This is a genomic window from Pseudomonas sp. G166 (assembly GCF_037027455.2).
Classification (GTDB): Bacteria; Pseudomonadota; Gammaproteobacteria; order Pseudomonadales; family Pseudomonadaceae; genus Aquipseudomonas.
In genome coordinates, this window is sequence record NZ_CP146985.1 from 5,023,700 (window position 1) to 5,047,124 (window position 23,425).

Here is a 23,425-nt window from a genome sequence, read left to right on the forward strand (position 1 = left end):
CATTTGCAAATTCAATCGATGCAAATGTGACTTCTCGGTTTTACGTTTACATCTAAGCGCTTAAGCCCGTTTTGACCGTCATGCAGCCTGCAGCCCAGCAGGGCCGCGGGTTTCGTCGCGCCAAAACAAGGCTATGAGCCACTACTTGCAACGGTTCTACCAGCCCAGGGTTTCTTTCAAAAAAGGAATAGTCAGCTTGCGTTGAGCCTGGAGGGAGGCCTGGTCGAGGCGTTCGAGCAATTCGAACAAGGCGCTCATGCTGCGGGTGCCACGGGTGAGAATGAAATGCCCGACTTCATCGGTCAGGTGCAGGCCACGCCGGGAAGCGCGCAGCTGCAAGGCGCGGAGTTTGTCTTCGTCGGACAGCGGGCGCATCTGGAAAATCAGCGCCAGAGTGAGACGGGACTTGAGGTCCGCCAGTTTTACCGGCAGCTCGCGCGGCGAGGTCGAGGCCGCAATCAGCAGGCGTCGACCGCTGTCGCGTAACCGATTGAACAGATGAAACAGCGCCTCTTCCCAATCGGCCTTACCAGCCACCGCCTGGAGATCATCCAGGCAGACCAGTTCGTACTGTTCCAGGTTGTCGAGGATTTCAACGCCGCGATCCAGCAACTCCGCCAACGGCAGATACACCGCCGGCTCGCCCAACTGCTCGAAGCGCAGGCAAGCCGCCTGCAACAAGTGCGTGCGCCCTACCCCATCCTTGCCCCACAGGTAAATCAGGCTCTCGGTCCAGCCGGCGTCGGCTTCGCAAAGCCGCTCGACATAGCCGAGTGCAGCGGCATTGGCGCCTGGGTAGTAGTTGATAAAGGTGGCGTCATCACGCAGACGCACACCTAGGGGCAGCTGAATCGGTTTCATGCGGACTGAACAGTTCCCAAGGAACCGTTAGTGGCCTCTGTGTGAAGTGCGCAAAGTTTATACCCGTGGCGCGGACCGCACAATGCGCCGGACCACGAGCAAAATCAAAGGTTTGCAACGCCAGGACAGCGACGCGACGGTTTCCCTGACGCCAGGACGGCCGTCACGCCCGCCATTCGCCCTACAGATCAGGGTCTTCGGCGCCGCTATAGATGTCCGAATCCTTGTACAAATCGTGCATATGGCGCACAAGCACCATGATCACCGCCGCCACCGGCAGCGCCAGCAGGATCCCGGTGAAACCGAACAACTCGCCACCGGCCAGGATCGCGAAGATCACCGCCACCGGGTGCAGGCCGATGCGATCGCCCACCAGCAACGGCGTCAGCACCATGCCCTCCAGGGCCTGGCCGACCATGAACACCGCAATGATGCCGATCATCGGGTACAAGTCGCCGCCAAACTGGAACAACCCGGCGACCAACGCCGCGCCAATCCCGATCACAAACCCCATGTACGGCACGATGGCCGCCAGCCCGGCGATCATGCCGATCAGCAGGCCCAACTCCAGCCCCACCAGCATCAACCCGGCCGCGTAGATGAAGCCCAGCGCCACCATCACCAGCAACTGCCCGCGCACGAACGCCCCGAGCACTTCGTGACATTCGCCGGTCAGGGTCATGATGCGTTCTTCACGGTGCCGTGGCAGCAGGCTGCGGATCTTGGCCATCATCAGGTCCCAATCCCGCAGCAGATAGAACGCCACCACCGGAATCAGCACAAGGTTCGCCAACCAACCGATCAACGCCAGACCCGAGGCCGTGGCCTGGCTCAACACCACGCCAACGATGTCAGTGGTCTGCCCCATGTGCTCGCTGATGGCCGCCTTGACCTTGTCGAACTTCCAGAAACCGTCCGCCAACCCCAGCTTCGATTGCACCCACGGCACCGCGCTGTGCTGCAACCAGTCGAGCATCTGCGGCGCCAGTTCGTACAGACGCACCAATTGTTTGGCGAGCATCGGTATCAGCACCAGCAACAGGGCGCTCACAATCAGCGTGAACAGCGCAAACACCGCCACCACGCCCCAGGTCCGCGACAGGCCGAGTTTTTCCAGGCGATCCACCACCGGATCGAACAGGTAGGCCAACAGCAACGCAACCAGGAACGGCGTGAGGATCGGATGCAGCAAATAGATAAGCGCAATCAGCAGGGCGACCCCACCCAACCAGAACCAACGCCGCGTATCGCCCATGAACCACTCCTAGCTATATAAAGAAAGAAAACCTACCAACGAAAGCGCAAGCTGGCAGTCGGTGCAGGCGTTGGCGCCGCGACCGGCGCCGAACCATCGACGGCTGGCTGGGCCACAGGCTCCGGCGCGACGGCCTCACCGGGCGGAATTTCCTGCAATTTCGCCAGGGCCAGTTGCGCTTTCAACTGTTCGGCGCTGCCATTGACCCGATAGACGATCCGGTCACCTTCAACCCGCTGCAATTGCCCACCAAACGGCTCGAGCAAACGCCCAAGCGCCGCATAACGCTCAAGGTTCATGCCCTGCACTTCCAGCAATTGTTCGGTGGCCACGCCCGGCTTGGCGACGAAACGCGGCGCCAGGCGCTGGCTCACCGCCAACATCACCGCATCGGCCAGGGCGGTAGGGTCGGCGCCCTGGGCTGTGCCCTGCTCGCGCTGATCCCCCAGCCACAGGCGCCAGGTCCCATGCCACTGGCCGCCCTCTTCCTTAGCGTGGACCGCCAGCAAGGCGTCCGCCGCGTAGCGCTCCGAGGCCTCACGCAGCGGAGCAGGATCGTTGCCCTCAAGGTTCGGCGCGGTGGCGACGATCTGTTCGCTCAGGTCAGCCAACGGCAGGCGCAGCGGCAGGCCTCGGTGCTGGGCGGCGCGGCGCAGCGGTGCGGCACTGGCCTGGGCGTCGCCCACCAGGCTGGAACCCTCGGTCGAGTCGTTCAACCACCAACCCAGGATCGACGGCCGGTTCGCGCCCCACAGCGACAATCCCGCCGTACGCAAGGCCCGGTCCGTGCTCACCGGATCGAAGTCGACCTTGAGGCTTTCCGGCGGGCCGGCGTCGTAGCCATATTGAAGAATGATCTGTTGCGGGTCCTTGCGGACCGCCGCCAGGCCAGGATTCTGCGCGGCCTTGGCGTCGCCGGTCAGGCGCAGCACCAAGGTGTCCAGGGCGCGCAGGGTCGCCTGGTTACGCTCCTCCGGGGTCTGGTTGCTGACCGGCTCGAGCACTTGATAAAGGCCATTGAGGGTTTCGGCATGGCTCGCCAGGCTGATCAGCGACAAGCAGCCCACAGACAAGAATTTGAACAAACGCATGGAAGATTCCCGGACATAACGGCTGGAACAGGCCGTGTGAAGAAGATTGAGCATGGCTGTGACCACAGCACCCGGCAAAACATTCACACGCCCGATGGAAGTTTCGCCCTGTCATCACCATAACCGGTTACCGCTACACCTTATACAGACGCGCTACACAGTACCAATATAAGAAATATCGGTTTTTTTCCGTGGATATGTCCCTGCCCGTCGGCGCGAGGATGGCCGCTGCCCCTCAAGCCTGATAAAATCGCGCGCCTTCGCAGACCGGCAATGGCTGGGCACCCGGAATAATTCGTACAACGGTTATTCAATGGCCCCGGCGTCGGTCGTTACCCAGAAATCCCCCCTAAAGGCCTGGATCATGAGCAAGCAACCCTCCCTGAGCTACAAGGACGCCGGTGTAGACATCGACGCCGGTGAAGCATTGGTCGAACGCATCAAGAGCGTCGCCAAGCGCACTGCGCGTCCGGAAGTCATGGGCGGCCTGGGCGGTTTCGGCGCCCTCTGCGAGATCCCGGCCGGCTACAAGCAACCGGTGCTGGTCTCGGGCACCGACGGCGTCGGCACCAAGCTGCGCCTGGCACTGAACCTGAACAAGCACGACAGCATCGGCATCGACCTGGTGGCCATGTGCGTGAACGACCTGGTGGTCTGCGGTGCCGAGCCGCTGTTCTTCCTCGACTACTACGCCACCGGCAAACTCAATGTCGACACTGCCGCCCAGGTAGTGACCGGCATCGGCGCTGGCTGCGAATTGTCCGGCTGCTCCCTGGTCGGCGGCGAAACCGCTGAAATGCCGGGCATGTACGAAGGCGAAGACTACGACCTGGCCGGTTTCTGCGTCGGCGTCGTGGAGAAGGCCGAGATCATCGACGGCTCGAAAGTCGCCGCTGGCGACGCCCTGCTCGCCCTGCCGTCCTCCGGCCCGCACTCCAACGGCTACTCGCTGATCCGCAAGATCATCGAAGTCTCCGGTGCCGACATCGAGAACACCCAGCTCGACGGCAAGCCGCTGGCCGACCTGCTGATGGCCCCGACCCGCATCTACGTCAAGCCGCTGCTCAAGCTGATCAAGGACACCGGCGCCGTCAAGGCCATGGCCCACATCACCGGTGGCGGCCTGCTGGACAACATCCCGCGCGTGCTGCCAAAAGGCGCCCAGGCGGTGGTCGACGTAGCAAGCTGGACCCGCCCGGCGGTGTTCGACTGGCTGCAAGAGAAAGGCAACGTCGATGAAACCGAAATGCACCGCGTGCTGAACTGCGGCGTGGGCATGGTCATCTGCGTGGCCCAGGAGCACGTCGAAACGGCCCTGAACGTACTGCGTGAAGCCGGCGAGCAGCCTTGGGTCATCGGCCAGATCGCCACCGCCGCCGAAGGCGCTGCCCAGGTAGAGCTGAAAAACCTTAAGGCGCACTGATGTCCGCAACCTGTGACGTGGTGGTGCTGCTGTCTGGCACCGGCAGCAACTTGCAGGCCTTGATCGACAGCACACGGACCGGTGACAGCCCGGTCCGTATCCGTGCGGTGATTTCCAACCGCGCCGATGCCTATGGCCTGCAACGCGCCAAGGACGCGGGGATCGACACCCGCGTCCTGGATCACAAGGCGTTCGAGGGCCGCGAAGCCTTCGACGCCGCACTGATCGAACAGATCGACACCTTCAATCCGCACCTGGTAGTACTGGCCGGCTTCATGCGCATCCTCAGCGCCGGTTTCGTGCGTCACTACCAGGGCCGCCTGTTCAATATCCACCCCTCGCTGTTGCCCAAATACAAAGGGTTACATACTCACCAGCGGGCGCTGGAGGCCGGAGACACGGAGCATGGCTGCTCGGTGCACTTTGTCACCGAGGAACTCGATGGCGGACCACTGGTCGTACAGGCAGTAATACCGGTAGAGTTGCACGACACGCCACAAAGCCTGGCGCAACGGGTTCACGCCCGCGAGCACCAGATCTACCCGATGGCCGTGCGTTGGTTTGCCGAAGGACGGCTGACCCTCGACGATCGCGGTGCCTCACTGGACGGCCAGTTACTCGCCGCCAGCGGCCATTTGATTCGATACTAGGAGATTTTATGCGTCGCGCCCTGCTCTTCGCTTGCGCTCTGCTGGCCTTGCCCCTGGCACAGGCTGCAGAACTTCAACCGTTCTCCGCCAGCTACACCGCCGACTGGAAACAGTTGCCCATGAGCGGCACCGCCGAGCGCAACCTGACCAAGGAGGCCAACGGCACCTGGAAGCTGAGCTTCAAGGCTTCGATGATGATCGCCAGCCTGACCGAAGAAAGCACGCTGACCCTGGACAAGGACACCCTGCTGCCACAGTCCTACCACTTCGAACGCGGTGGCCTGGGCAAAGCCAAGAAGGCCGACCTGGACTTCGACTGGAACACCAAGATGGTCACCGGCACCGATCGCGGCGATGCGGTCAAACTGCCGCTCAACCGTGGCATGGTCGATAAATCCACTTATCAGTTGGCCCTGCAGCACGACGTGGCGGCCGGCAAGAAAAGCATGAGCTACCAGGTCGTCGATGACGGCGAAGTCGATACCTATGACTTCCGCGTGCTGGGCTCGGAAAAGGTCGACACCAAGGCTGGCCAGATCGACGCGATCAAGGTCGAGCGCGTGCGCGACCCGACACAAAGCAAACGCATCACCGTGCTCTGGTTCGCCAAGGACTGGGACTACCTGCTGGTGCGCCTGCAACAAGTCGAGACCGACGGCAAGGAGTACAACATCATGCTCCTGGACGGCACGGTCAACGGCAAGGCTGTGAAAGGCAGCTGAACCACGCCGAAAACAAGAAGCCCCGCAGATGCGGGGCTTCTTTTTGCCTGGGCTTCCTGATCACCCAAATGAACCTGCGGGCAATGAACCTGTGGGAGCGAGCTTGCTCGCGATAGCGGTAGGCCAGCCAGCAGAGATGTTGACTGATACACCGCTATCGCGAGCAAGCTCGCTCCCACAGGTTTTTGCATTTACCGAAGAGTTACCTCCAACATGAAAACTTCTTCATGAACGCCCCCCTGCGACCGAATGCCGCGCACTACGTGGCCTGCAGGATTGCTGCGATTTTAATGAAAACTTCTTAACACGCCGAAGCATTTACTTAGCAGGCTATCCAAATCTATAACAAAGTCCTGCACACGCCTTGCTGCAGATAACAGAGATTGGAGCTTGCAAGATGACTGTGAAAGTAACTGAACGCGACGACGCCCACATGTCCCACGAAGGTATTGCCGCCGGTATCCGGATCTGGGATGTGCATCAACAGGATTTGCTGGTGGGGATGTTCCACTCCGAGACCGATGCCCATAGCTACAAGGCTGAGCTGGAACGCGAGGAAAGGCTGCGCTCGCGGGAGATGGCGGAATCGTAAGAATTGGCGATGAAAATCCTGTGGGAGCGAGCTTGCTCGCGATAGCGGTCTATCAGTGACAGAGATGTTTACTGATACGACGCTATCGCGAGCAAGCTCGCTCCCACAGGTTTTGTGTTTCAGCTCAATGGCATTGCGCCCTGCTTACCACATCAAATCATCCGGAATCTGATACGCCGCGTACGGATCATCCGCATCCACTTCTTCGGTCTGGGTGTTGAGCTGGACGATGCGCTTGGGATCGCGTTCCTGGATTTTCAGGGCCGCTTCGCGAGGGATCACTTCGTAGCCGCCGGCATGATGGACGATCGCCAGCGAGCCGCTGCTCAGCTTGTTGCGCATCAGGGTGTTGACCGAAAGGCGCTTGACCTTCTTGTCGTCGACGAAGTTGTAATAGTCCTCGGTGGTCAGCTTCGGCAGGCGCGAAACTTCGATCAATTGCTTGATCTGTGCGGCCCGGGCCTTCTGCTCGGCCTTTTCCTGCTGCTGGCGGTTGAGTTCCTGGTCGCGCTTGACCTTCTCGGCCATGGCCTCCTGGGCCGCGCGCTGCTGGGAGTCATCCAGCTCGATCTGGCCCTTGTGGGCCAGGCGCTGCTGCTTCTGTTTTTCTTTGCTGACCTGCTTGGCCTGCTTTTGGTTGACCAGCCCTGCTTTGAGCAACTGGTCGCGAAGGGAAAGGCTCATGGTGCTTACTCACTTAGGCAACGGCCTCAGCCACAGCTGGGCAAATTCTTTTCCTGACGTTTGGCTTCGCCCCACAAGGCGTCCAACTCTTCGAGGGTGCAATCTTCCATGGGACGGTGGGTATCGCGCAATGCCTGTTCGATAAATCGGAAACGTCGTTCGAATTTCCCGTTGGCCCCACGCAGGGCCGTTTCCGGGTCAACTTTGAGGTGGCGAGCCAGGTTCACCACACTGAACAGCAGATCGCCGATCTCATCGCTGATGGCCACCGGGTCATTGTCGGCCATGGCTTCGAGCACTTCGTCCAGTTCCTCGCGGACCTTGTCGAGCACCGGCAACGGGCCTGGCCAGTCGAAACCGACCTGACCGGCACGCTTCTGCAACTTCGCCGAGCGGGATAAAGCCGGCAAGGCCGCCGGCACATCGTCGAGCAACGACAACTGCTCCGGCGCCGAGGCTTTCTCGGCCCGCTCATCGGCCTTGATTTCTTCCCAGCGCTGCTTGACCTGTTCTTCGCTCAGGCGGGGGATATCCACAGGCGCGTACAGGTCACCGGTAGGAAATACATGGGGATGGCGGCGGATCAGCTTGCGGGTGATGCTGTCGACCACGCCAGCGAATTCGAAGCGGTTTTCTTCCCGGGCCAATTGGCTGTAATACACCACCTGGAACAACAGGTCGCCCAACTCGCCCTGCAAGTGATCGAAGTCGCCGCGCTCGATGGCATCGGCCACTTCGTAGGCTTCTTCCAGGGTATGGGGAACGATGGTCGCGTAGGTTTGCTTGATGTCCCATGGGCAGCCGTACTGCGGGTCGCGCAGGCGGTTCATCAGGTGGAGCAGGTCTTCAAGGCTGTACATCAATCCATCCCATCACAAAAAAAACCTGTGGGAGCAACCTCGCTCCCACATTTTTGGACTGCGCTTAACCCGGTGTCCGATTGCGCCGGGTCTCGATGATGTTCGGCAACTGGGAAATCCGCCCCAGCAACCGCCCCAGCGCATCCAGCCCCGGAATCTCGATGGTCAGGGACATCAGCGCGGTGTTGTCTTCCTTGTTCGAACGGGTGTTGACCGCCAGCACGTTGATCCGCTCGTTCAGCAACACCTGGGACACGTCGCGCAGCAGGCCGGAGCGGTCGTAGGCGCGGATGACGATGTCCACCGGGTAGGTGAGCACCGGCACCGGCCCCCAACTGACCTGGATGATCCGCTCCGGTTCGCGACCGGCCAGTTGCAGCACCGAGGCGCAGTCCTGGCGGTGAATGCTCACGCCTCGGCCCTGGGTGATGTAGCCGACGATCGCATCCCCTGGCAACGGCTGGCAGCAGCCGGCCATCTGGGTCATCAGGTTGCCTACGCCCTGGATCTGGATGTCTCCACGCTTGCCTGGCTTGTAGCCGGTGGCCTTGCGTGGGATCAGTTCCAGTTGTTCGTTGCCGCGTTCCGGCTCCACCAGTTGCTGGGCCAGGTTGACCAGTTGCGCCAGACGCAGATCACCGGCACCGAGGGCGGCGAACATGTCTTCGGCGGTCTTCATGTTGGCCTTTTCGGCCAGCTTGTCGAAATCCACCTGCGGCAGGCCCAGGCGACTGAGTTCGCGTTCGAGCAAGGTCTTGCCGGCGGCGACGTTCTGGTCACGCGCCTGCAGCTTGAACCAATGGACGATCTTCGCCCGCGCCCGGGACGTGGTGATGTAGCCCAGGTTCGGGTTCAGCCAGTCGCGGCTCGGCGTGCCGTGCTTGCTGGTGATGATCTCGACCTGTTCACCGGTCTGCAGGCTGTAGTTGAGCGGCACGATCCGCCCGTTGATCTTGGCGCCTCGGCAGTTGTGACCGATCTCGGTGTGGACCCGATAGGCGAAGTCCAGCGGCGTCGCGCCCTTGGGCAGGTCGATGGCGTGGCCGTCAGGGGTGAAGATGTAGACCCGGTCCGGCTCGATATCGACTCGCAGCTGTTCGGCCAGGCCGCCGATATCGCCCAGTTCTTCGTGCCACTCCAACACCTGGCGCAACCAGGAGATTTTCTCTTCGTAGTGGTTCGAGCCGGACTTGACGTCGGTGCCCTTGTATTTCCAGTGCGCGCAGACACCCAGCTCGGCTTCCTCGTGCATGGCGTGGGTACGGATCTGCACCTCCAGCACCTTGCCCTCGGGGCCGATCACTGCGGTGTGCAGCGAGCGATAGCCGTTTTCCTTGGGGTTGGCGATGTAATCGTCGAACTCCTTGGGAATGTGCCGCCACAAGGTGTGGACGATCCCCAGCGCGGTGTAGCAATCACGCATTTCCGGGACCAGCACGCGAACGGCGCGAACGTCGTAGATCTGGCTGAATTCCAGGCCTTTGCGCTGCATTTTGCGCCAGATCGAGTAGATGTGCTTGGCCCGGCCACTGATGTCGGCTTCCACGCCGGTGGCCTGCAACTCTTCGCGCAACTGGGTCATCACATCGGTGATGAAGCGCTCGCGATCCAGGCGCCGCTCATGCAACAACTTGGCGATCTGTTTGTACTGGTCGGGCTCCAGGTAGCGGAAGGACAAGTCCTCCAGCTCCCACTTGATATGGCCGATACCCAGACGATGGGCCAGGGGCGCGTAGATGTCGAACACCTCGCGGGCGACGCGGTTGCGCTTTTCGTCATCGGCGGCTTTCACCGCACGGATCGCGCAGGTTCGCTCGGCCAGCTTGATGAGCGCGACGCGCACGTCGTCGACCATGGCCACCAGCATCTTGCGCAGGTTTTCCACCTGGCCCTGGGTACCCAGGACCATGGACTGGCGCGGACTGAGGCTGGCACTGATGGCGGCCATGCGCAGCACGCCGTCGATCAGCTTGGCGACCACCGTGCCGAAGCGCTGGCTGACCACCGGAAGCTGGATCTGGCCTTCGCGCACGCCACGGTACAGCACCGCGGCCACCAGCGAATCCTGGTCGAGCTTGAGGTCGGCAAGAATCTCAGCGATCTCCAGGCCCGTCTGGAAACTCGAGGTGCCTTCGGACCACAGGTTCTTCGCCGCGTTGTGTTGCTGCTCGGCCTCACGAGCGAACTCGCAGGCGGCCTTCAAGGCTTCGCGATCCAGTGCCGTGTCGATACTGACCGCATGATCGAGCCAAGCCTCGAGATTGATACTGCCGTCAGTGTTGATCGGCTGGTGTGCTCTCACCTGTACCATCTTTACCTACCTTCCCTACGACGCAGATTCAATGCGTCAACATCGCTGCCCTTCGGTGTTCGTGTTTGCGCCCAGGACTGTGGCGGGTTTGCACGAACGGGTCAGTCGGACAAGCCATCCTGGCTCGCTTCAAATAACGCCATGGCCTCGACATGCGCCGTTTGAGGAAACATATCGAGAATCCCGGCACGTTTTAACCGGTAGCCCTGCTTGATCAATTCGACCGTGTCCCGGGCCAAAGTTGCCGGGTTGCACGATACATACACCAACCGTCTGGCGCCCAGGGACGCCAGCTTGCGCACCACCTCGAAAGCACCGTCACGGGGTGGGTCCAAGAGTACCGCAGAAAAGCCTTCGCCGATCCATTGCGCACCTGCCAGTGGCAGGGATAAATCGGCCTGAAAAAAGGCGGTGTTATTCAAATTGTTGCTGAGGGCATTCGCCGCCGCACGGTCCACCATGGTTTGCACGCCTTCGACGGCCACCACCTGGCGCACGCTCCTGGCCAGCGGCAAGGCAAAGTTGCCCAGGCCACAGAACAGATCCAACACCCGCTCCTCGGCTTGCGGCGCGAGCCATTGCAGCGCCTGGGCAATCATCGCCTCGTTGACCTCGGCGTTCACCTGGATGAAATCCCCGGGCCGATAAGCCAGCTCCAGGCCCCAGGTTTCCAAGCGATAACCCAGGGTTTGCGCTGGATCGACCGGTTGCGGTTCGCCTTCGCCATGCAGCCACAACTGGGCTTCATGAAACGCACAGAAGTCCTTGAGGATCGTCAGGTCGGCCTCCGACAGCGGCGCCATATGGCGCAGCAATACTGCGAGGGACGAACCGGCGAACAACTCCACATGCCCCAGCGCCTGGGGTTTGCTCAAGCGCCGGAGCATGTCCGGCAAGCGGCTCATGATCGGCTGCAAGGGCTGTACCAGCACCGGGCAGTCGCCGATGGCGACGATGTCCTGGCTGCCAACGGCACGGAAGCCCACTTCGAGTTTTTTCGCCTTCTGGTCCCAGCGCACCGCCACACGGGCGCGACGCCGGTAACCGAATTCCGCTCCGCTCAATGGCGCGGCCCATTCATCCGGCTCCACCGCGGCCACCCGCGACAATTGCTCGGCGAGCATGCGCTGTTTCAGGGCAAGTTGTTCGTCGTGGGGCAAATGCTGGACGCTGCAACCGCCGCAACGACCGGCATGGACGCAGGGTGCCGCTCGCCGCAGTTCACTGGACAGGAACACCCGCTCGGTGCGGGCCTCGACCACTTTGCCATGGGCGCCCAACACCCGCGCCTCGACCTCCTCACCGGCCAGGGCACCGATGACAAACCAGGTGCGCCCGTCGACAAAGGCAATGCCCCGGCCATCATTGGCCAGGCGCTCGATGGTCAAGCGCTGCTTTTTACCGGTGGGCACTTGCGGGGCCCGGCTTCCGCCGCTGGGCTGGAAGCGCAGGCCTCTCTCTTGCTTGGCCATCAGTTGGGCGCGTCGAAAATGCCGGTCGACAGGTATCGGTCGCCACGGTCGCAGATGATCGCGACGATCACCGCATTCTCAACTTCCCTGGACAGGCGCAACATGCCCGCCACGGCACCGCCCGAGGACACGCCACAGAAGATACCTTCTTCGCGCGCCAGGCGACGGGTCACGTCCTCGGCTTCACTCTGGGCCATATCGATGATGCGGTCCACGCGCTCGGCCTGGTAGATCTTCGGCAGATACTCCTCGGGCCAGCGACGGATGCCGGGGATCGCCGAGCCTTCCATCGGTTGCAGGCCGATGATCTGCACGTTCGGGTTCTGTTCTTTCAGGTAGCGCGAGGTGCCCATGATGGTACCGGTGGTGCCCATCGAGCTGACGAAATGAGTGATCGTGCCGTCGGTCTGGCGCCAGATCTCAGGGCCGGTGGTGGTGTAGTGGGCTTCGGGATTGTCGCCGTTGGCGAACTGATCCAGCACCTTGCCACGGCCTTCGGCCTGCATGCGCTCGGCCAAATCCCGGGCACCTTCCATACCCTCCTCCTGCGTCACCAGGATCAACTCGGCACCATAGGCCGTCATCGCCGCCTTGCGCTCGGCACTGGAGTTGTCGGGCATGATCAGGATCATCTTGTAACCCTTGATCGCCGCCGCCATGGCCAGGGCTATGCCGGTGTTGCCGGAGGTCGCCTCGATCAGCGTATCGCCGGGCCGGATCTGCCCGCGCAATTCGCCACGGGTGATCATCGACAGCGCCGGCCGGTCCTTGACCGAACCCGCCGGGTTATTCCCTTCGAGCTTGAGCAAAAGCGTGTTGCTGGTCACGCCGGGCAGGCGCTGCAAACGGACCAGCGGGGTGTTGCCGACGCAATCGGCGATGGTTGGGTACTGCAGAGTCATGGCGTATTCGCAATCCGGACTGCGGGGGCGCCTATCATACCGGCAAACCCCGCCAGGCCATATCACGCAAAGTGTGGTGGTTATGGCTTATAGGAATAAGCGAGCCAAGAGCCCACATCTACCCTGCCTGACGCGCCACCGCATTATGGCCGTTCTGGTATCAGGTCACGTCAAAGCCGCTGCTGCCCAGGTGCTCACGCGCATAAGCACCCAGCACGGGATCGTCTCCGGTGGACAGAATGCGCGGGTGGCCGGCGGAAGTGGGATTCATGGGCATCAGCAAAAAACTTTCAGTTGAGCGACTGTTCGAGATCGGCTCCACAGAGGCAACCACCGCGCTTGGTCATGGCAACGACATGGCGACATGAATTTTACGAAGATTGCCCGCCTGCAAATCGCTACACTGCGCAGGTACTGCGTGCCGGATGCTCGCAGAGCTCAATCAGACCGCTGGATGCAGGAGACAAGTGTGCTCAAGAAACTGGGAATCAAAGGCCGCGTGTTGTTGCTGACCCTGTTGCCGACCAGCCTGATGGCGCTGGTGCTGGGCGGCTATTTCACCTGGATGCAGCAAGCGGACCTGCACGCCCAGTTGCTGCAACGCGGCGAGATGATCGCCGAACAACTGGCACCGCTGGTCGCTCCAGCCATGAGCCGCCAGGACACCGATCTACTGGAGCGTATCGCTACCCAGTCCCTCGAACAGGCGGACGTGCGCGCCGTAACCTTCCTCGCCCCCGACCGCACACCGCTGGCCCACGCCGGCCCGACCATGCTCAACCGGGCCCCGGAGGGCAACAGTGCGCAACTGCTGCAACGCACGGGCAACGACGCCACGCGCTACCTGCTGCCGGTATTCGGCAAGCACCGCAACCTGGCCGGCGAACTGATCCCCGAAGAAGCCGATCGCCTGCTGGGCTGGGTCGAGCTGGAGTTGTCCCACAGCGGCATGTTGCTGCGCGGTTACCGCAGCCTGTTCGCCAGCCTGCTGCTGATCGGCGCCGGCCTGTGCCTGACCGCGTTGCTGGCCTTGCGCATGGGCCGCACGATCAACCGCCCGCTGAGCCAGATCAAGCAGGCCGTGGCGCAACTCAAGGACGGCCACCTGGAAACCCGCCTGCCGCCACTGGGCAGCCAGGAACTGGATGAACTGGCCTCGGGCATCAATCGCATGGCCGGCACCTTGCAGAACGCCCAGGAAGAATTGCAGCACAGCATCGACCAGGCCACCGAAGACGTGCGCCAGAACCTGGAGACCATCGAGATCCAGAACATCGAACTGGACCTGGCCCGCAAGGAGGCCCTGGAAGCGAGCCGGATCAAATCCGAGTTCCTGGCGAACATGAGCCATGAAATCCGCACGCCGCTCAATGGCATCCTCGGTTTCACCCATCTGTTGCAGAAAAGCGAACTGACCCCGCGCCAGCTCGACTACCTGGGCACCATTGAAAAATCCGCCGACAGCCTGCTGGGCATCATCAACGAGATCCTCGACTTTTCGAAGATCGAGGCCGGCAAGCTGGTGCTCGACAACATCCCGTTCAACCTGCGGGACCTGTTGCAGGACACCCTGACCATCCTCGCCCCTGCCGCCCACGCCAAGCAACTGGAGCTGGTGAGCCTGGTGTACCGGGACACGCCGCTGTCGTTGGTGGGCGATCCGCTACGCCTCAAGCAAATCCTCACCAACCTGGTGAGCAACGCCATCAAGTTCACCCGCGAGGGCACCATCGTCGCCCGGGCCATGCTCGAGGACGAACACGAAGACAGCGTGCAGTTGCGCATCAGCATCCAGGACACCGGCATCGGCCTGTCCAACCAGGACGTGCGGGCGCTGTTCCAGGCGTTCAGCCAGGCCGACAACTCGCTGTCCCGGCAACCGGGTGGCACCGGGCTGGGCCTGGTGATCTCCAAGCGCCTGGTGGAGCAGATGGGCGGTGAGATCGGCGTCGACAGCACACCGGGCGAAGGCTCGGAGTTCTGGATCAGCCTGCGCCTGCCCAAGACCCGCGACGATGCCGAGGACCTGCCCGGCCCGCCGTTGCTAGGCCGACGCGTGGCGGTGCTGGAGAACCATGAACTGGCCCGCCAGGCCTTGCAGCACCAGCTTGAAGACTGCGGCCTGCAAGTGACGCCGTTCAATACCTTGGAAAACCTGACCAATGGCGTGACCGTCGCCCACCAGACCGAGCAGGCAATCGATCTGGCCGTGCTGGGCATCACCAGTAACGACATGCCGCCGGAACGCCTCAACCAGCATATTTGGGACCTTGAGCACCTGGGCTGCAAAGTGCTGGTGCTATGCCCCACCACCGAACAGACGCTGTACCACCTCTCGGTGCCCAACCCTCACAGCCAGTTGCAGGCCAAGCCGGCTTGTACCCGCAAGTTGCGCCGTTCGCTCTCCGACCTGGTCAACCCGCGACCAGCCCGCAGCGAACCCCACGAACCGGTGGCCAGCCGCGCGCCGAAAGTGCTGTGCGTGGACGACAACCCGGCCAACCTGCTGCTGGTGCAAACCCTGCTCGAAGACATGGGCGCCAAGGTGCTGGCCGTGGAGAGCGGCTATGCGGCGGTCAAGGCCGTGCAGAAGGAAACCTTCGACCTGGTCTTGATGGACGTGCAGATGCCCGGCATGGACGGTCGCCAGAGCACTGAGGCAATCCGCCAGTGGGAAAGCGAGCGGCACTGCACGCCACTGCCGATCGTCGCCCTCACCGCCCATGCCATGGCCAACGAAAAGCGCGCCTTGCTGCAAAGTGGCATGGATGACTACCTGACCAAACCCATCAGCGAACGGCAACTGGCCCAGGTGGTGCTCAAGTGGACTGGCCTGGCCCTGCGCAATCAGTCGCCGGAACGCAACGGCGACGCCCACGGCGGCAGTGAACTGCTGGTACTCGATCACGAAGAAGGCCTGCGCCTGGCCGCCGGCAAGGCCGACCTGGCAGCGGATATGCTGGCGATGCTGCTGGCGTCCCTGGAAGCCGACCGCGAAGCGATCCGCCAGGCCAGCGAAGCCAACGATCACAACGCCCTGATCGAGCGGGTCCACCGCCTGCACGGCGCGACACGCTACTGCGGCGTACCGCAATTGCGCGCCGCCTGCCAGCGCAGCGAAACGCTGCTCAAGCAACAGGACCCCAAGGCCACCGCCGCCCTGGAAGAACTGGAGCGAGCCATCAATCGGCTGGCCAGCGAGGCGCGTATCAGCGTCTGATCCAGGGCAATGGCAGCTGGGGCAATGGCGGTTATGCTGGGTCCATTCCAATGCCAGGAGGCCGCCATGCGCGTGATTCTTTTCAGCAGCCAGACCTACGACCGCGACAGTTTCAGCCATACCCCGGCGCCCGCCGGCCTTCAATTGCAATTCCAACAGGCACGCCTGAGCCTGGACACCGTGGCCCTGGCCGAACGCCATGAAGTGGTGTGTGCCTTTATCAACGATGACCTCAGCGCCCCGGTGCTGGAACGGCTGGCGACCGGCGGCACCCGGCTGATCGCCCTGCGGTCGGCCGGTTACAACCATGTCGATCTGCTCGCCGCCAAACGCCTGGGGTTGGACATTGTCCGGGTGCCGGCCTACTCACCCCACGCCGTGGCCGAACATGCCGTGGCGTTGATCATGGCCCTCAATCGCTGCCTGCATCGCGCCTACAACCGCACTCGGGACGGCAACTTCAGTCTCCATGGGCTGACCGGTTTCGATCTGGTGGGCAAGACCGTCGGTGTGATCGGCACCGGGCAGATCGGCGCGACATTCGCACGGATCATGGCCGGCTTCGGCTGCCAGTTGCTGGCCTACGACCCGTACCCCAACCCGCAGGTCGAAGCCTTGGGGGCGCGCTACTTGCCCCTGCCCGATCTGCTGGCGCAAGCGCAGATCATCAGCCTGCACTGCCCGCTCAATGAACAAAGCCGGCACCTGATCAACGCCGACTCGCTGGCGACCATGCAGCGCGGCGCGATGTTGATCAACACCGGGCGTGGCGGCCTGGTGGACACGCCGGCCCTGATCGAAGCCTTGAAAAGCGGCCAGCTCGGCTATTTAGGATTGGATGTCTATGAAGAAGAGGCCCAGTTGTTCTTCAAGGACCGTTCCGACCTGCCCCTGCAGGATGACGTGCTGGCACGGCTGCTGACCTTCCCCAACGTGATCGTCACTGCCCACCAGGCGTTCCTGACCTATGAAGCATTGGCGGCGATTGCCATGACCACCCTGGACAACATCGCTGCCTGGGCGAAAGGCACACCACAAAACCTGGTAGATAGCTAAACCTTGAGCCAGCACAAACCCTGTGGGAGCGAGCTTGCTCGCGATAGCGGTGCATCAGCCAGCCTCGGTGTTGACTGACACACTGCCATCGCGAGCAAGCTCGCTCCCACAGGGGATGGAGTTTCGTCGGCCTGATCTCCAGATGCGCGCCATCGAGACCATCCCAAGCCATGCCCCGTGCTAGCATATCGCGCCTATTTGGAGGACCCATGGCCGAACACGATTTCCGCTACACCCTGATGAACCCACAGCACACCTTGACCGAGGTCCGCGCCCTGGCGCCAGGCCGTTACCAGGTCACCGGCAACGGCGGTTCGATCCAGGCCAACGATGTACTGCTCGTCACCCTCAAGGGCAGCAAGGACTTGTCCATGCGCCTGACCGTGGACACCGTTCGCCATCTGCTCAAGCCCATGGGTCAATGGACCGCGATGACCACCGGACCGGTGTTCGGCGAGCTGGCGATCCACACCTGGCAGGTCAATTGCGACAGTTGCGCCAAGGAACTGAGCTTCGAATTTGCCGTCGATGCCAAACTCGGCGTCAAGGCCCAGAAACCGGCCGCCACCGCGCGGATCGCCGAGCTGGGCTGGACCACCGTCGGTGAAAAGCACCTGTGCCCGAAATGCCAGGAAGCCGCTTGATGAAACGCCTTGCCCTGGCCGCGCTGATAAGCGCCGGCCTGATGGGTTGTGCCGCCGAGCCGGTGCAACTGCAACACAACCGCAGCTACATCCTGGAATGGATCGGCGAACGGCCATTGGTGGACTACAGCCACCTGACCATCACCCTCGGGGATGACGGCCGGGCTTATGGCAACGGTGGCTGCAACCACTGGTTCGCGCCCTACACCCAGCAAGGCCACCGTTTGAGCTTCGGCAAGATCGGCAGCACGCGCAAACTCTGCGCCCCAGCCCTGATGGAGCAAGAAACGCGCTTTTTGCAGGCGCTGGAAAAGGTCGAGCGCTGGGACATCTCGCCCATCGAGCAGATGCGCTTCTGGCCAGCCCAAGGCAAGCCGTTGCGGTGGTGGCCGGAAGAAGGCTGAACACTGGCCCCACTTGATCGTTCCCCTGCTCTGCGTGGGAACGATCACCGGCACGGGGCTATTTAAGCGCCTGCAACGCCTCAAGCTTGGCCATCACCCCCGCCGCCGTCTGCTCCCCCAGCAATTGCTCACGCACCTTGCCCTGGTTGTCGATGATGTAGGTCACCGGCAGTCCTTCGCTGCGTGGAAGGTCGAAGATTTCGGCCGGATCCCGGGCCAGCACGGTGAAACGAATACCCATCTTGTCGCTGGCGCTCTTGAGCTCCTCGCCCTGCACCTGGTCGAAGTTGACTCCGAACACGCCAACATTGCGGCCCTTGAGCTGTTCGGCCAAGGCATTGAATTCCGGGATTTCGGTACGACACGGCGCGCACCACTCGGCCCAGTAGTTGAGCACCACCCACTGTTTGTCCAGCCGCTGCGAGGCAATGGCCTGGCCGTTCTGGTCCACCCCGTAGTCGTTCCCGCAGCCGGCGAGCAACAAGATGCCGATGAATGTCAGTGCCGCCGTCAATCGCCTTGCCATGTGCCAATCCTTGTCTGAATGTGAACGCTGCCGCGCCCCCTCGCCTCTCTAACGTGCTAGGGGCCTCGCGGCACAGTAGAATAGCCGCCACCTTACGCAAGATGCGACCCGCTCATGACCGATCTGACGCTTTATCACAACCCGCGCTGCTCGAAATCCCGCGGTGCGCTGGAACTGCTGGAGGCCCGTGGCCTGACGCCTACCGTGGTCCGCTACCTGGAAACCCCGCTCGACGCCACTCAACTCGAGCGGCTGCTGGGCAAGCTCGGCATCACCGCCCGGCAGCTGCTACGCGCCGGCGAAGACGAATACAAAGACCTGAACCTGGCCGATGACAGCCTGAGCCAGGCCCAGTTGATCGCTGCCATCGCTGCCCACCCGAAACTCATGGAGCGGCCGATTCTTGAAACCGCAGACAAAGCCGTGATCGGTCGTCCGCCGGAGAAGATCCTGGAGATCCTGCCGTGAGCACACCGTACATCCTGGTGTTGTATTACAGCCGCAGTGGCTCCACCAACGAAATGGCCCGGCAGATCGCACGGGGTGTCGAGCAGGCCGGGATGGAAGCCAGGCTGCGTACGGTGCCGGCCATCTCCACCGAGTGCGAAGCGGTGGCACCGGACATCCCCGAGCAAGGCCCGCTGTACGCCAGCCTCGACGACCTGAAGAACTGCGCCGGCCTGGCCCTGGGCAGCCCGACCCGCTTCGGCAACATGGCCGCGCCGCTCAAGTACTTTCTCGACGGCACCAGCAACCTGTGGCTGACCGGCGCCCTGGTAGGCAAACCGGCCGGGGTGTTCACCTCTACGGCCAGTCTGCACGGCGGCCAGGAAACCACGTTACTGTCGATGATGCTGCCCCTGCTGCACCACGGCATGCTGATCACCGGCCTGCCCTACAGCGAATCGGCCTTGATCGACACCCTGGGTGGCGGCACACCTTACGGCCCGAGCCATCACGCCGGGGCCGACGGTAAAAGCGGCTTGAACGAACATGAAATCGCGCTGTGCCGGGCCCTGGGCTCGCGCCTGGCGAAAACCGCACAACTGCTGGAGAACGGCCGTGGCTAAGAAGCCGAAGATCCTGCCTCCCATCCAGTGGCTGGAACCGCGCGTGCGCATCGCCCGGACCCTCAGCCTGCTGTGCTTTTTCGGCCTGGTGGGGTTGCTCAGCGGGTATTACCTGCTGGTTGCCGACCTGCATGGCGCGCGCCCCTGGGTGATCTTGCTGATCGAATTGGTGCCGCTGTTGATCCTGGCGCCAGGCATGCTCACCGGCAGCGCCCGCGGGCATTCGTGGATGTGTTTCGTGGTGAACCTGTATTTCATCAAGGGCGCGTTGGCGGTCTATGACCCCAACCGGCAGCTGTTTGGCGCGCTGGAGATGGCGGCGAGCGTGGCGGTGTTCTGCTCGGCGTTGTTGTATGTGCGATGGCGGTTTCAGTTGAATCGGCGGTTGGCTGGCGAAGGCGAATCTTCCGTCGCCTGATACACCGCTATCGCGAGCAAGCTCGCTCCCACATTTGAAATGCATTCCCCTGTGGGAGCGAGCTTGCTCGCGATGGCCGCGACGCGGTCTCAATGATTCACTGTATAAGCCAGCATCATCGAAATCTGGCTCATTGGCCGTCCCCCACTCTCTTCATGCCACTGGTTGAAGGCATTCTGCACCGTCGCCAGGTCCCGCTGGCTGGTGGGGACTTTGTCGATGATGTCCTGGGCATTGAGCGCCGCCACGACGTCATAACTGGGCGTGAAGGTGTCCTTGCCTATCATGCGCAGGAAGCGCGGTGCCGACAGGCCGCCCAACTGATGACCGTGTTTTTTCAGGTAGGTCCACAGGCCGACGATGTCGGTCACCGGCCAGTCGGCGATCAGCGCGCCAAAGCTGCCCTTCTCATGGGCCACGTCCAATATCAGTTGCGCGTTGCGCGGCACGCTCTTGAGCTTGCCCAGGTGGCGGATGATCCGCGTATCCTGCATCAATCGCTCCAGATGCTCAGCGCCCATCAGCACGACTTTTTCCGGGTCGAACTTGAAGAACACTTCCTCGAACGCTGGCCACTTGGCGTCCACCAGGCTGTGCTTGAGCCCGGCGCGAAAGACCCGCAGCGCCATGGTCGAGAGGTAGCGGTCGTCGCTGATCTTGCGCAGTTGCGCCGGGGTCTTGGGAACCGGCAGACGGGCTTCCAGTTCAGCCGCCGAACCGAAGCGGTTCAGACAATACTCGTGCAGCCACTTGTAATCGCGCATGCCCCCTCCTGGGGTCGGAACTGAAAACGGCGCTCGCGAGCGCCGTGAATAGGAGCCCTTGCCCTCGTCAGAGGTTCACCACATTGACGAACCGCGGCGTGGCGTTTTCGTCGATGCGCAGGCTGGTGAAGTCGAACAGGTTACGGTCGGCCAGTTGCGATGGGACGACATTCTGCAAGCCGCGGAAGATGCTCTCGGTACGACCCGGGGTCTTGCGTTCCCATTCCTGGAGCATCTCCTTGACCACCTGGCGTTGCAGGTTTTCCTGGGAGCCGCAGAGGTTGCAGGGGATGATCGGGAATTGCTTGAAATCCGAATAGGCCTGGATGTCTTTTTCGCTGCAATAGGCCAGCGGGCGGATCACCACGTTGCGCCCGTCATCGGCGCGCAGCTTGGGCGGCATGGCCTTGAGCGAACCGTTGTAGAACATGTTCAAAAAGAACGTCTCGACGATGTCGTCGCGGTGGTGTCCCAGGGCCATCTTGGTCGCACCGATCTCATCGGCGAAGGTGTAGAGCGTGCCGCGCCGCAGGCGTGAGCACAGCGAACAGGTGGTCTTGCCTTCGGGAATCAGTTCCTTGACCACCGAATAGGTGTCTTTCTCGACGATGTGGTATTCCACACCCAGCGACTCAAGGTAGGCCGGCAGCACATGCTCGGGGAACCCGGGCTGCTTCTGGTCCATGTTCACCGCGACGATGTCGAACTTGATCGGTGCAACCTTTTGCAAATGCATCAGCACATCGAGCAGGGTGTAGCTGTCCTTGCCGCCGGACAGGCAGACCATGACCTTGTCGCCGTCCTCGATCATGTTGAAATCGGCGACCGCCTCACCGGCCTGGCGGCGCAGGCGCTTTTGCAGTTTGTTCTGGTTGACCGTAAGAGTGCCCATGACGCGAAATCCGTGAGGTGTGACGAAAGGCCGGCATTTTACGCAAAAAATCCGCCGTCGGCGAAGGCTGATGACGTGCGCTTTTGTGGCCGAGATGTACGCACAGACCCATCGGCGATTAACACCGTCGCCTACAGCGCGATTTGCTCTAAGCTCCCCATCCCCCTGGCGATAACTCCTTTCTATACTGCGACATAAGGTCGCACACATATTCAGACCTTTACTTACTTGGCCCTATTGGCCCGTAGGCGCTCCGTTGGGGGGCGATGGCAATAACAAAGGAGTGACTGACTATGATCCATCATGTCGTGGGGCTCTTTACCCACCCTGATCAAGAATGGAAAGAAATCCGTGGCGATCAGGAGGAAAGCATCAGCCACATGTACCTCACCCATACGCTGATCCTGGCGGCTATTCCCGCAGTATCGGCGTTTATTGGCACCACGCAGGTGGGATGGGTCATCGGCAATCGTCCGCCGGTGATGCTGACCCAGGAAAGCGCGCTGTGGATGACCGTCATGTCGTACCTGGCGATGCTGGGCGGCGTAGCGGTCATGGGTGCCTTCATCCATTGGATGGCCCGCACCTATGACGCCAGCCCGAGCCTGGCCCGTTGCGTCGCGTTCGCCACCTACACCGCGACTCCGTTGTTCATTGGCGGCCTGGCGGCGCTCTACCCACACATGTGGCTAGGGATGATCGTCGGCACGGCGGCGATCTGCTACACGGTCTACCTGCTCTATGTGGGCCTGCCGACCTTCATGAGCATTCCCCAGGACGAAGGATTCCTGTTCTCCAGTTCGGTGCTTGCCGTCGGCCTGGTGGTGCTGGTTGCAATCATGGCGTTCACGGTGATCGTCTGGGGGCTGGGCGTCGGCCCGGTGTATACCAATTAAACGATAGGGCTCTCCAATAAGAAGCTGGATCTGCCAACTCAGGCCGCCGCAAGGCGGCCTTCCTGCGTTTGGCGCTGGCGAAACGACCATTGGGCGCCTGAGCGATTCGCAACGGCTGACGCTTGCGGCATACTCAAGTTTCTGGAGACCCGTAAAGCATGCTCGAGCAACTCAATACCCGCGTCGAAGAGTGTTATCAACAAGCCGAATCCTTTTTCAAACGTCCTTTCAAACGCCCGGTGGTCAGCTTCAAATTGCGAGGCCAGAAGGCCGGTGTCGCGCACCTGCATGAGAACCTGCTGCGCTTCAATCCACAGTTGTATCGGGAAAACGCCGAAGACTTCCTCAAGCAGACCGTCGCCCACGAAGTCGCGCACCTGATCGCCCATCAGCTGTTTGGCGAACGCATCCAGCCCCACGGCGAAGAGTGGCAACTGATCATGCGCGGGGTGTACGAACTGCCGCCCAACCGCTGCCACACTTACGAAATCAAGCGCCGCAGCGTCACCCGCTACATCTATAAATGCCCTTGCGACGGCAGCGACTTCCCGTTCTCGGCCCAACGCCACAGCCTGGTGCGCCAAGGGCGGCGGTATTTGTGCCGTAGTTGTCGCAGCACCTTGGTGTTCAGTGGCGAGACGCGGGTGGAGTAAATTTCGTGTTGTTTGGGCCGGCCCCATCGCGAGCGAGCTCGCTCCCACAGGGGTTTGGT

At 61.9% G+C, this 23,425-nt stretch carries 24 protein-coding genes and 1 pseudogene; 13 read left to right on the forward strand and 12 right to left on the reverse strand.

The annotated features are described in order from the left end of the window. Positions 1 to 156: 156 nt before the first annotated feature. The 3 genes from hda to SGN16_RS22125 form a co-directional block, all read right to left on the reverse strand. Positions 157 to 861, reverse strand: coding sequence for a DnaA regulatory inactivator Hda (hda, locus tag SGN16_RS22115; RefSeq protein WP_003178999.1), 705 nt, complete (start codon positions 859 to 861; stop codon positions 157 to 159). Positions 862 to 1,042: 181 nt separating this feature from the next. Next, positions 1,043 to 2,116: an AI-2E family transporter gene (locus SGN16_RS22120; protein WP_210640082.1), complete on the reverse strand. Its 1,074-nt coding sequence runs from the start codon at positions 2,114 to 2,116 to the stop codon at positions 1,043 to 1,045. Positions 2,117 to 2,148: 32 nt separating this feature from the next. Next, positions 2,149 to 3,207 (reverse strand): DUF2066 domain-containing protein, encoded by a 1,059-nt coding sequence (locus SGN16_RS22125; protein ID WP_335945329.1) that lies wholly within the window; start codon positions 3,205 to 3,207, stop codon positions 2,149 to 2,151. 364 nt (positions 3,208 to 3,571) lie between these two features. On the opposite strand from SGN16_RS22125, the gene purM reads away from it, so the two are divergent. The 4 genes from purM (at position 3,572) to SGN16_RS22145 (ending at position 6,594) form a co-directional block, all read left to right on the forward strand. Then, the gene (gene purM / locus SGN16_RS22130; protein WP_003204658.1) at positions 3,572 to 4,630 is read left to right on the forward strand and encodes a phosphoribosylformylglycinamidine cyclo-ligase; all 1,059 of its coding nucleotides are present in this window, start codon (positions 3,572 to 3,574) and stop codon (positions 4,628 to 4,630) included. After that, positions 4,630 to 5,280, forward strand: a complete 651-nt coding sequence (gene purN / locus SGN16_RS22135) for a phosphoribosylglycinamide formyltransferase (protein WP_135846752.1) — start codon at positions 4,630 to 4,632, stop codon at positions 5,278 to 5,280. The genes purM and purN overlap by 1 nt, the downstream gene beginning before the upstream one ends. A gap of 8 nt (positions 5,281 to 5,288) precedes the next feature. Then, complete coding sequence (locus SGN16_RS22140; protein ID WP_134925419.1) at positions 5,289 to 6,002, forward strand: DUF3108 domain-containing protein; 714 nt, start codon at positions 5,289 to 5,291, stop codon at positions 6,000 to 6,002. A 397-nt stretch (positions 6,003 to 6,399) separates the two neighbouring features. Further along, the gene (locus SGN16_RS22145) at positions 6,400 to 6,594 is read left to right on the forward strand and encodes a hypothetical protein (protein WP_025215049.1); all 195 of its coding nucleotides are present in this window, start codon (positions 6,400 to 6,402) and stop codon (positions 6,592 to 6,594) included. A gap of 144 nt (positions 6,595 to 6,738) precedes the next feature. On the opposite strand, the gene SGN16_RS22150 is transcribed toward SGN16_RS22145, so the two are convergent. From SGN16_RS22150 to SGN16_RS22175, 6 genes and pseudogenes are all read right to left on the reverse strand, one after another. Beyond that, a complete protein-coding gene (locus SGN16_RS22150) occupies positions 6,739 to 7,278 on the reverse strand; it encodes a DUF2058 domain-containing protein (RefSeq protein ID WP_339101795.1) in 540 nt (179 codons plus the stop codon). Positions 7,279 to 7,304: 26 nt separating this feature from the next. Beyond that, complete coding sequence (mazG, locus tag SGN16_RS22155) at positions 7,305 to 8,138, reverse strand: nucleoside triphosphate pyrophosphohydrolase (RefSeq protein ID WP_339101796.1); 834 nt, start codon at positions 8,136 to 8,138, stop codon at positions 7,305 to 7,307. A gap of 64 nt (positions 8,139 to 8,202) precedes the next feature. Then, positions 8,203 to 10,449 (reverse strand): GTP diphosphokinase, encoded by a 2,247-nt coding sequence (relA, locus tag SGN16_RS22160; protein WP_339101797.1) that lies wholly within the window; start codon positions 10,447 to 10,449, stop codon positions 8,203 to 8,205. Positions 10,450 to 10,550: 101 nt separating this feature from the next. Beyond that, on the reverse strand, positions 10,551 to 11,921 hold the full coding sequence (gene rlmD, locus SGN16_RS22165) for a 23S rRNA (uracil(1939)-C(5))-methyltransferase RlmD (RefSeq protein WP_210640098.1): 1,371 nt from the start codon (positions 11,919 to 11,921) through the stop codon (positions 10,551 to 10,553). After that, positions 11,921 to 12,823: a cysteine synthase CysM gene (cysM, locus tag SGN16_RS22170; protein WP_210640100.1), complete on the reverse strand. Its 903-nt coding sequence runs from the start codon at positions 12,821 to 12,823 to the stop codon at positions 11,921 to 11,923. Before cysM ends, rlmD begins: the two co-directional genes overlap by 1 nt. A 163-nt stretch (positions 12,824 to 12,986) precedes the next feature. Then, a pseudogene (locus SGN16_RS22175) lies at positions 12,987 to 13,094 on the reverse strand (DNA-binding response regulator); the annotation flags it as partial. Positions 13,095 to 13,292: 198 nt separating this feature from the next. On the opposite strand from SGN16_RS22175, the gene SGN16_RS22180 reads away from it, so the two are divergent. From SGN16_RS22180 to SGN16_RS22195, 4 genes are all read left to right on the forward strand, one after another. Next, positions 13,293 to 16,043 (forward strand): response regulator, encoded by a 2,751-nt coding sequence (locus SGN16_RS22180; RefSeq protein ID WP_339101798.1) that lies wholly within the window; start codon positions 13,293 to 13,295, stop codon positions 16,041 to 16,043. Between the two features lie 66 nt (positions 16,044 to 16,109). Beyond that, a complete protein-coding gene (locus SGN16_RS22185) occupies positions 16,110 to 17,099 on the forward strand; it encodes a 2-hydroxyacid dehydrogenase (RefSeq protein WP_339101799.1) in 990 nt (329 codons plus the stop codon). 209 nt (positions 17,100 to 17,308) lie between these two features. Then, positions 17,309 to 17,743, forward strand: coding sequence for a hypothetical protein (locus tag SGN16_RS22190; protein ID WP_024619740.1), 435 nt, complete (start codon positions 17,309 to 17,311; stop codon positions 17,741 to 17,743). Beyond that, positions 17,743 to 18,147: an META domain-containing protein gene (locus SGN16_RS22195; protein ID WP_339101800.1), complete on the forward strand. Its 405-nt coding sequence runs from the start codon at positions 17,743 to 17,745 to the stop codon at positions 18,145 to 18,147. Before SGN16_RS22190 ends, SGN16_RS22195 begins: the two co-directional genes overlap by 1 nt. Positions 18,148 to 18,205: 58 nt before the next feature. Here the strand turns inward: SGN16_RS22195 and SGN16_RS22200 are convergent, their stop codons facing one another. Next, the gene (locus SGN16_RS22200) at positions 18,206 to 18,673 is read right to left on the reverse strand and encodes a TlpA disulfide reductase family protein (RefSeq protein WP_210640107.1); all 468 of its coding nucleotides are present in this window, start codon (positions 18,671 to 18,673) and stop codon (positions 18,206 to 18,208) included. A gap of 114 nt (positions 18,674 to 18,787) precedes the next feature. Between SGN16_RS22200 and arsC the strand changes: the two genes are divergently transcribed. Genes arsC through SGN16_RS22215 form a run of 3 tightly spaced genes read left to right on the forward strand, consistent with a single transcriptional unit; the run spans position 18,788 to position 20,161 of the window. Next, entirely contained in the window at positions 18,788 to 19,141 is a 354-nt protein-coding gene (arsC, locus tag SGN16_RS22205; protein WP_339101801.1) for an arsenate reductase (glutaredoxin), read from the forward strand. Further along, the gene (gene wrbA, locus SGN16_RS22210; RefSeq protein ID WP_210640111.1) at positions 19,138 to 19,743 is read left to right on the forward strand and encodes an NAD(P)H:quinone oxidoreductase; all 606 of its coding nucleotides are present in this window, start codon (positions 19,138 to 19,140) and stop codon (positions 19,741 to 19,743) included. The genes arsC and wrbA overlap by 4 nt, the downstream gene beginning before the upstream one ends. Next, on the forward strand, positions 19,736 to 20,161 hold the full coding sequence (locus tag SGN16_RS22215; protein WP_339101802.1) for a DUF2069 domain-containing protein: 426 nt from the start codon (positions 19,736 to 19,738) through the stop codon (positions 20,159 to 20,161). Before wrbA ends, SGN16_RS22215 begins: the two co-directional genes overlap by 8 nt. A gap of 89 nt (positions 20,162 to 20,250) precedes the next feature. On the opposite strand, the gene SGN16_RS22220 is transcribed toward SGN16_RS22215, so the two are convergent. Then, complete coding sequence (locus SGN16_RS22220; RefSeq protein WP_339101803.1) at positions 20,251 to 20,925, reverse strand: DNA-3-methyladenine glycosylase I; 675 nt, start codon at positions 20,923 to 20,925, stop codon at positions 20,251 to 20,253. Between the two features lie 67 nt (positions 20,926 to 20,992). Continuing rightward, complete coding sequence (gene ttcA, locus SGN16_RS22225; protein WP_058542563.1) at positions 20,993 to 21,817, reverse strand: tRNA 2-thiocytidine(32) synthetase TtcA; 825 nt, start codon at positions 21,815 to 21,817, stop codon at positions 20,993 to 20,995. Between the two features lie 293 nt (positions 21,818 to 22,110). On the opposite strand from ttcA, the gene SGN16_RS22230 reads away from it, so the two are divergent. Continuing rightward, positions 22,111 to 22,713 carry a Yip1 family protein gene (locus SGN16_RS22230; protein ID WP_210640116.1) on the forward strand — a complete coding sequence of 201 codons (603 nt, stop codon included), beginning with the start codon at positions 22,111 to 22,113 and terminating at the stop codon, positions 22,711 to 22,713. A gap of 158 nt (positions 22,714 to 22,871) precedes the next feature. Next, positions 22,872 to 23,366 carry a SprT family zinc-dependent metalloprotease gene (locus SGN16_RS22235; RefSeq protein WP_210640118.1) on the forward strand — a complete coding sequence of 165 codons (495 nt, stop codon included), beginning with the start codon at positions 22,872 to 22,874 and terminating at the stop codon, positions 23,364 to 23,366. Positions 23,367 to 23,425 lie beyond the last annotated feature (59 nt).

Excerpts from the sequence above, each read along its gene's own strand:
- hda (WP_003178999.1), bottom strand. The coding sequence starts at position 861 with ATGAAACCGATTCAGCTGCCCCTAGGTGTGCGTCTGCGTGATGACGCC.
- SGN16_RS22120 (WP_210640082.1), bottom strand. The coding sequence starts at position 2,116 with ATGGGCGATACGCGGCGTTGGTTCTGGTTGGGTGGGGTCGCCCTGCTG.
- SGN16_RS22125 (WP_335945329.1), bottom strand. The coding sequence starts at position 3,207 with ATGCGTTTGTTCAAATTCTTGTCTGTGGGCTGCTTGTCGCTGATCAGC.
- purM (WP_003204658.1), top strand. The coding sequence starts at position 3,572 with ATGAGCAAGCAACCCTCCCTGAGCTACAAGGACGCCGGTGTAGACATC.
- purN (WP_135846752.1), top strand. The coding sequence starts at position 4,630 with ATGTCCGCAACCTGTGACGTGGTGGTGCTGCTGTCTGGCACCGGCAGC.
- SGN16_RS22140 (WP_134925419.1), top strand. The coding sequence starts at position 5,289 with ATGCGTCGCGCCCTGCTCTTCGCTTGCGCTCTGCTGGCCTTGCCCCTG.
- SGN16_RS22145 (WP_025215049.1), top strand. The coding sequence starts at position 6,400 with ATGACTGTGAAAGTAACTGAACGCGACGACGCCCACATGTCCCACGAA.
- SGN16_RS22150 (WP_339101795.1), bottom strand. The coding sequence starts at position 7,278 with ATGAGCCTTTCCCTTCGCGACCAGTTGCTCAAAGCAGGGCTGGTCAAC.
- mazG (WP_339101796.1), bottom strand. The coding sequence starts at position 8,138 with ATGTACAGCCTTGAAGACCTGCTCCACCTGATGAACCGCCTGCGCGAC.
- relA (WP_339101797.1), bottom strand. The coding sequence starts at position 10,449 with ATGGTACAGGTGAGAGCACACCAGCCGATCAACACTGACGGCAGTATC.
- rlmD (WP_210640098.1), bottom strand. The coding sequence starts at position 11,921 with ATGGCCAAGCAAGAGAGAGGCCTGCGCTTCCAGCCCAGCGGCGGAAGC.
- cysM (WP_210640100.1), bottom strand. The coding sequence starts at position 12,823 with ATGACTCTGCAGTACCCAACCATCGCCGATTGCGTCGGCAACACCCCG.
- SGN16_RS22185 (WP_339101799.1), top strand. The coding sequence starts at position 16,110 with ATGCGCGTGATTCTTTTCAGCAGCCAGACCTACGACCGCGACAGTTTC.
- SGN16_RS22190 (WP_024619740.1), top strand. The coding sequence starts at position 17,309 with ATGGCCGAACACGATTTCCGCTACACCCTGATGAACCCACAGCACACC.
- SGN16_RS22195 (WP_339101800.1), top strand. The coding sequence starts at position 17,743 with ATGAAACGCCTTGCCCTGGCCGCGCTGATAAGCGCCGGCCTGATGGGT.
- SGN16_RS22200 (WP_210640107.1), bottom strand. The coding sequence starts at position 18,673 with ATGGCAAGGCGATTGACGGCGGCACTGACATTCATCGGCATCTTGTTG.
- arsC (WP_339101801.1), top strand. The coding sequence starts at position 18,788 with ATGACCGATCTGACGCTTTATCACAACCCGCGCTGCTCGAAATCCCGC.
- SGN16_RS22220 (WP_339101803.1), bottom strand. The coding sequence starts at position 20,925 with ATGCGCGATTACAAGTGGCTGCACGAGTATTGTCTGAACCGCTTCGGT.
- ttcA (WP_058542563.1), bottom strand. The coding sequence starts at position 21,817 with ATGGGCACTCTTACGGTCAACCAGAACAAACTGCAAAAGCGCCTGCGC.
- SGN16_RS22230 (WP_210640116.1), top strand. The coding sequence starts at position 22,111 with ATGATCCATCATGTCGTGGGGCTCTTTACCCACCCTGATCAAGAATGG.
- SGN16_RS22235 (WP_210640118.1), top strand. The coding sequence starts at position 22,872 with ATGCTCGAGCAACTCAATACCCGCGTCGAAGAGTGTTATCAACAAGCC.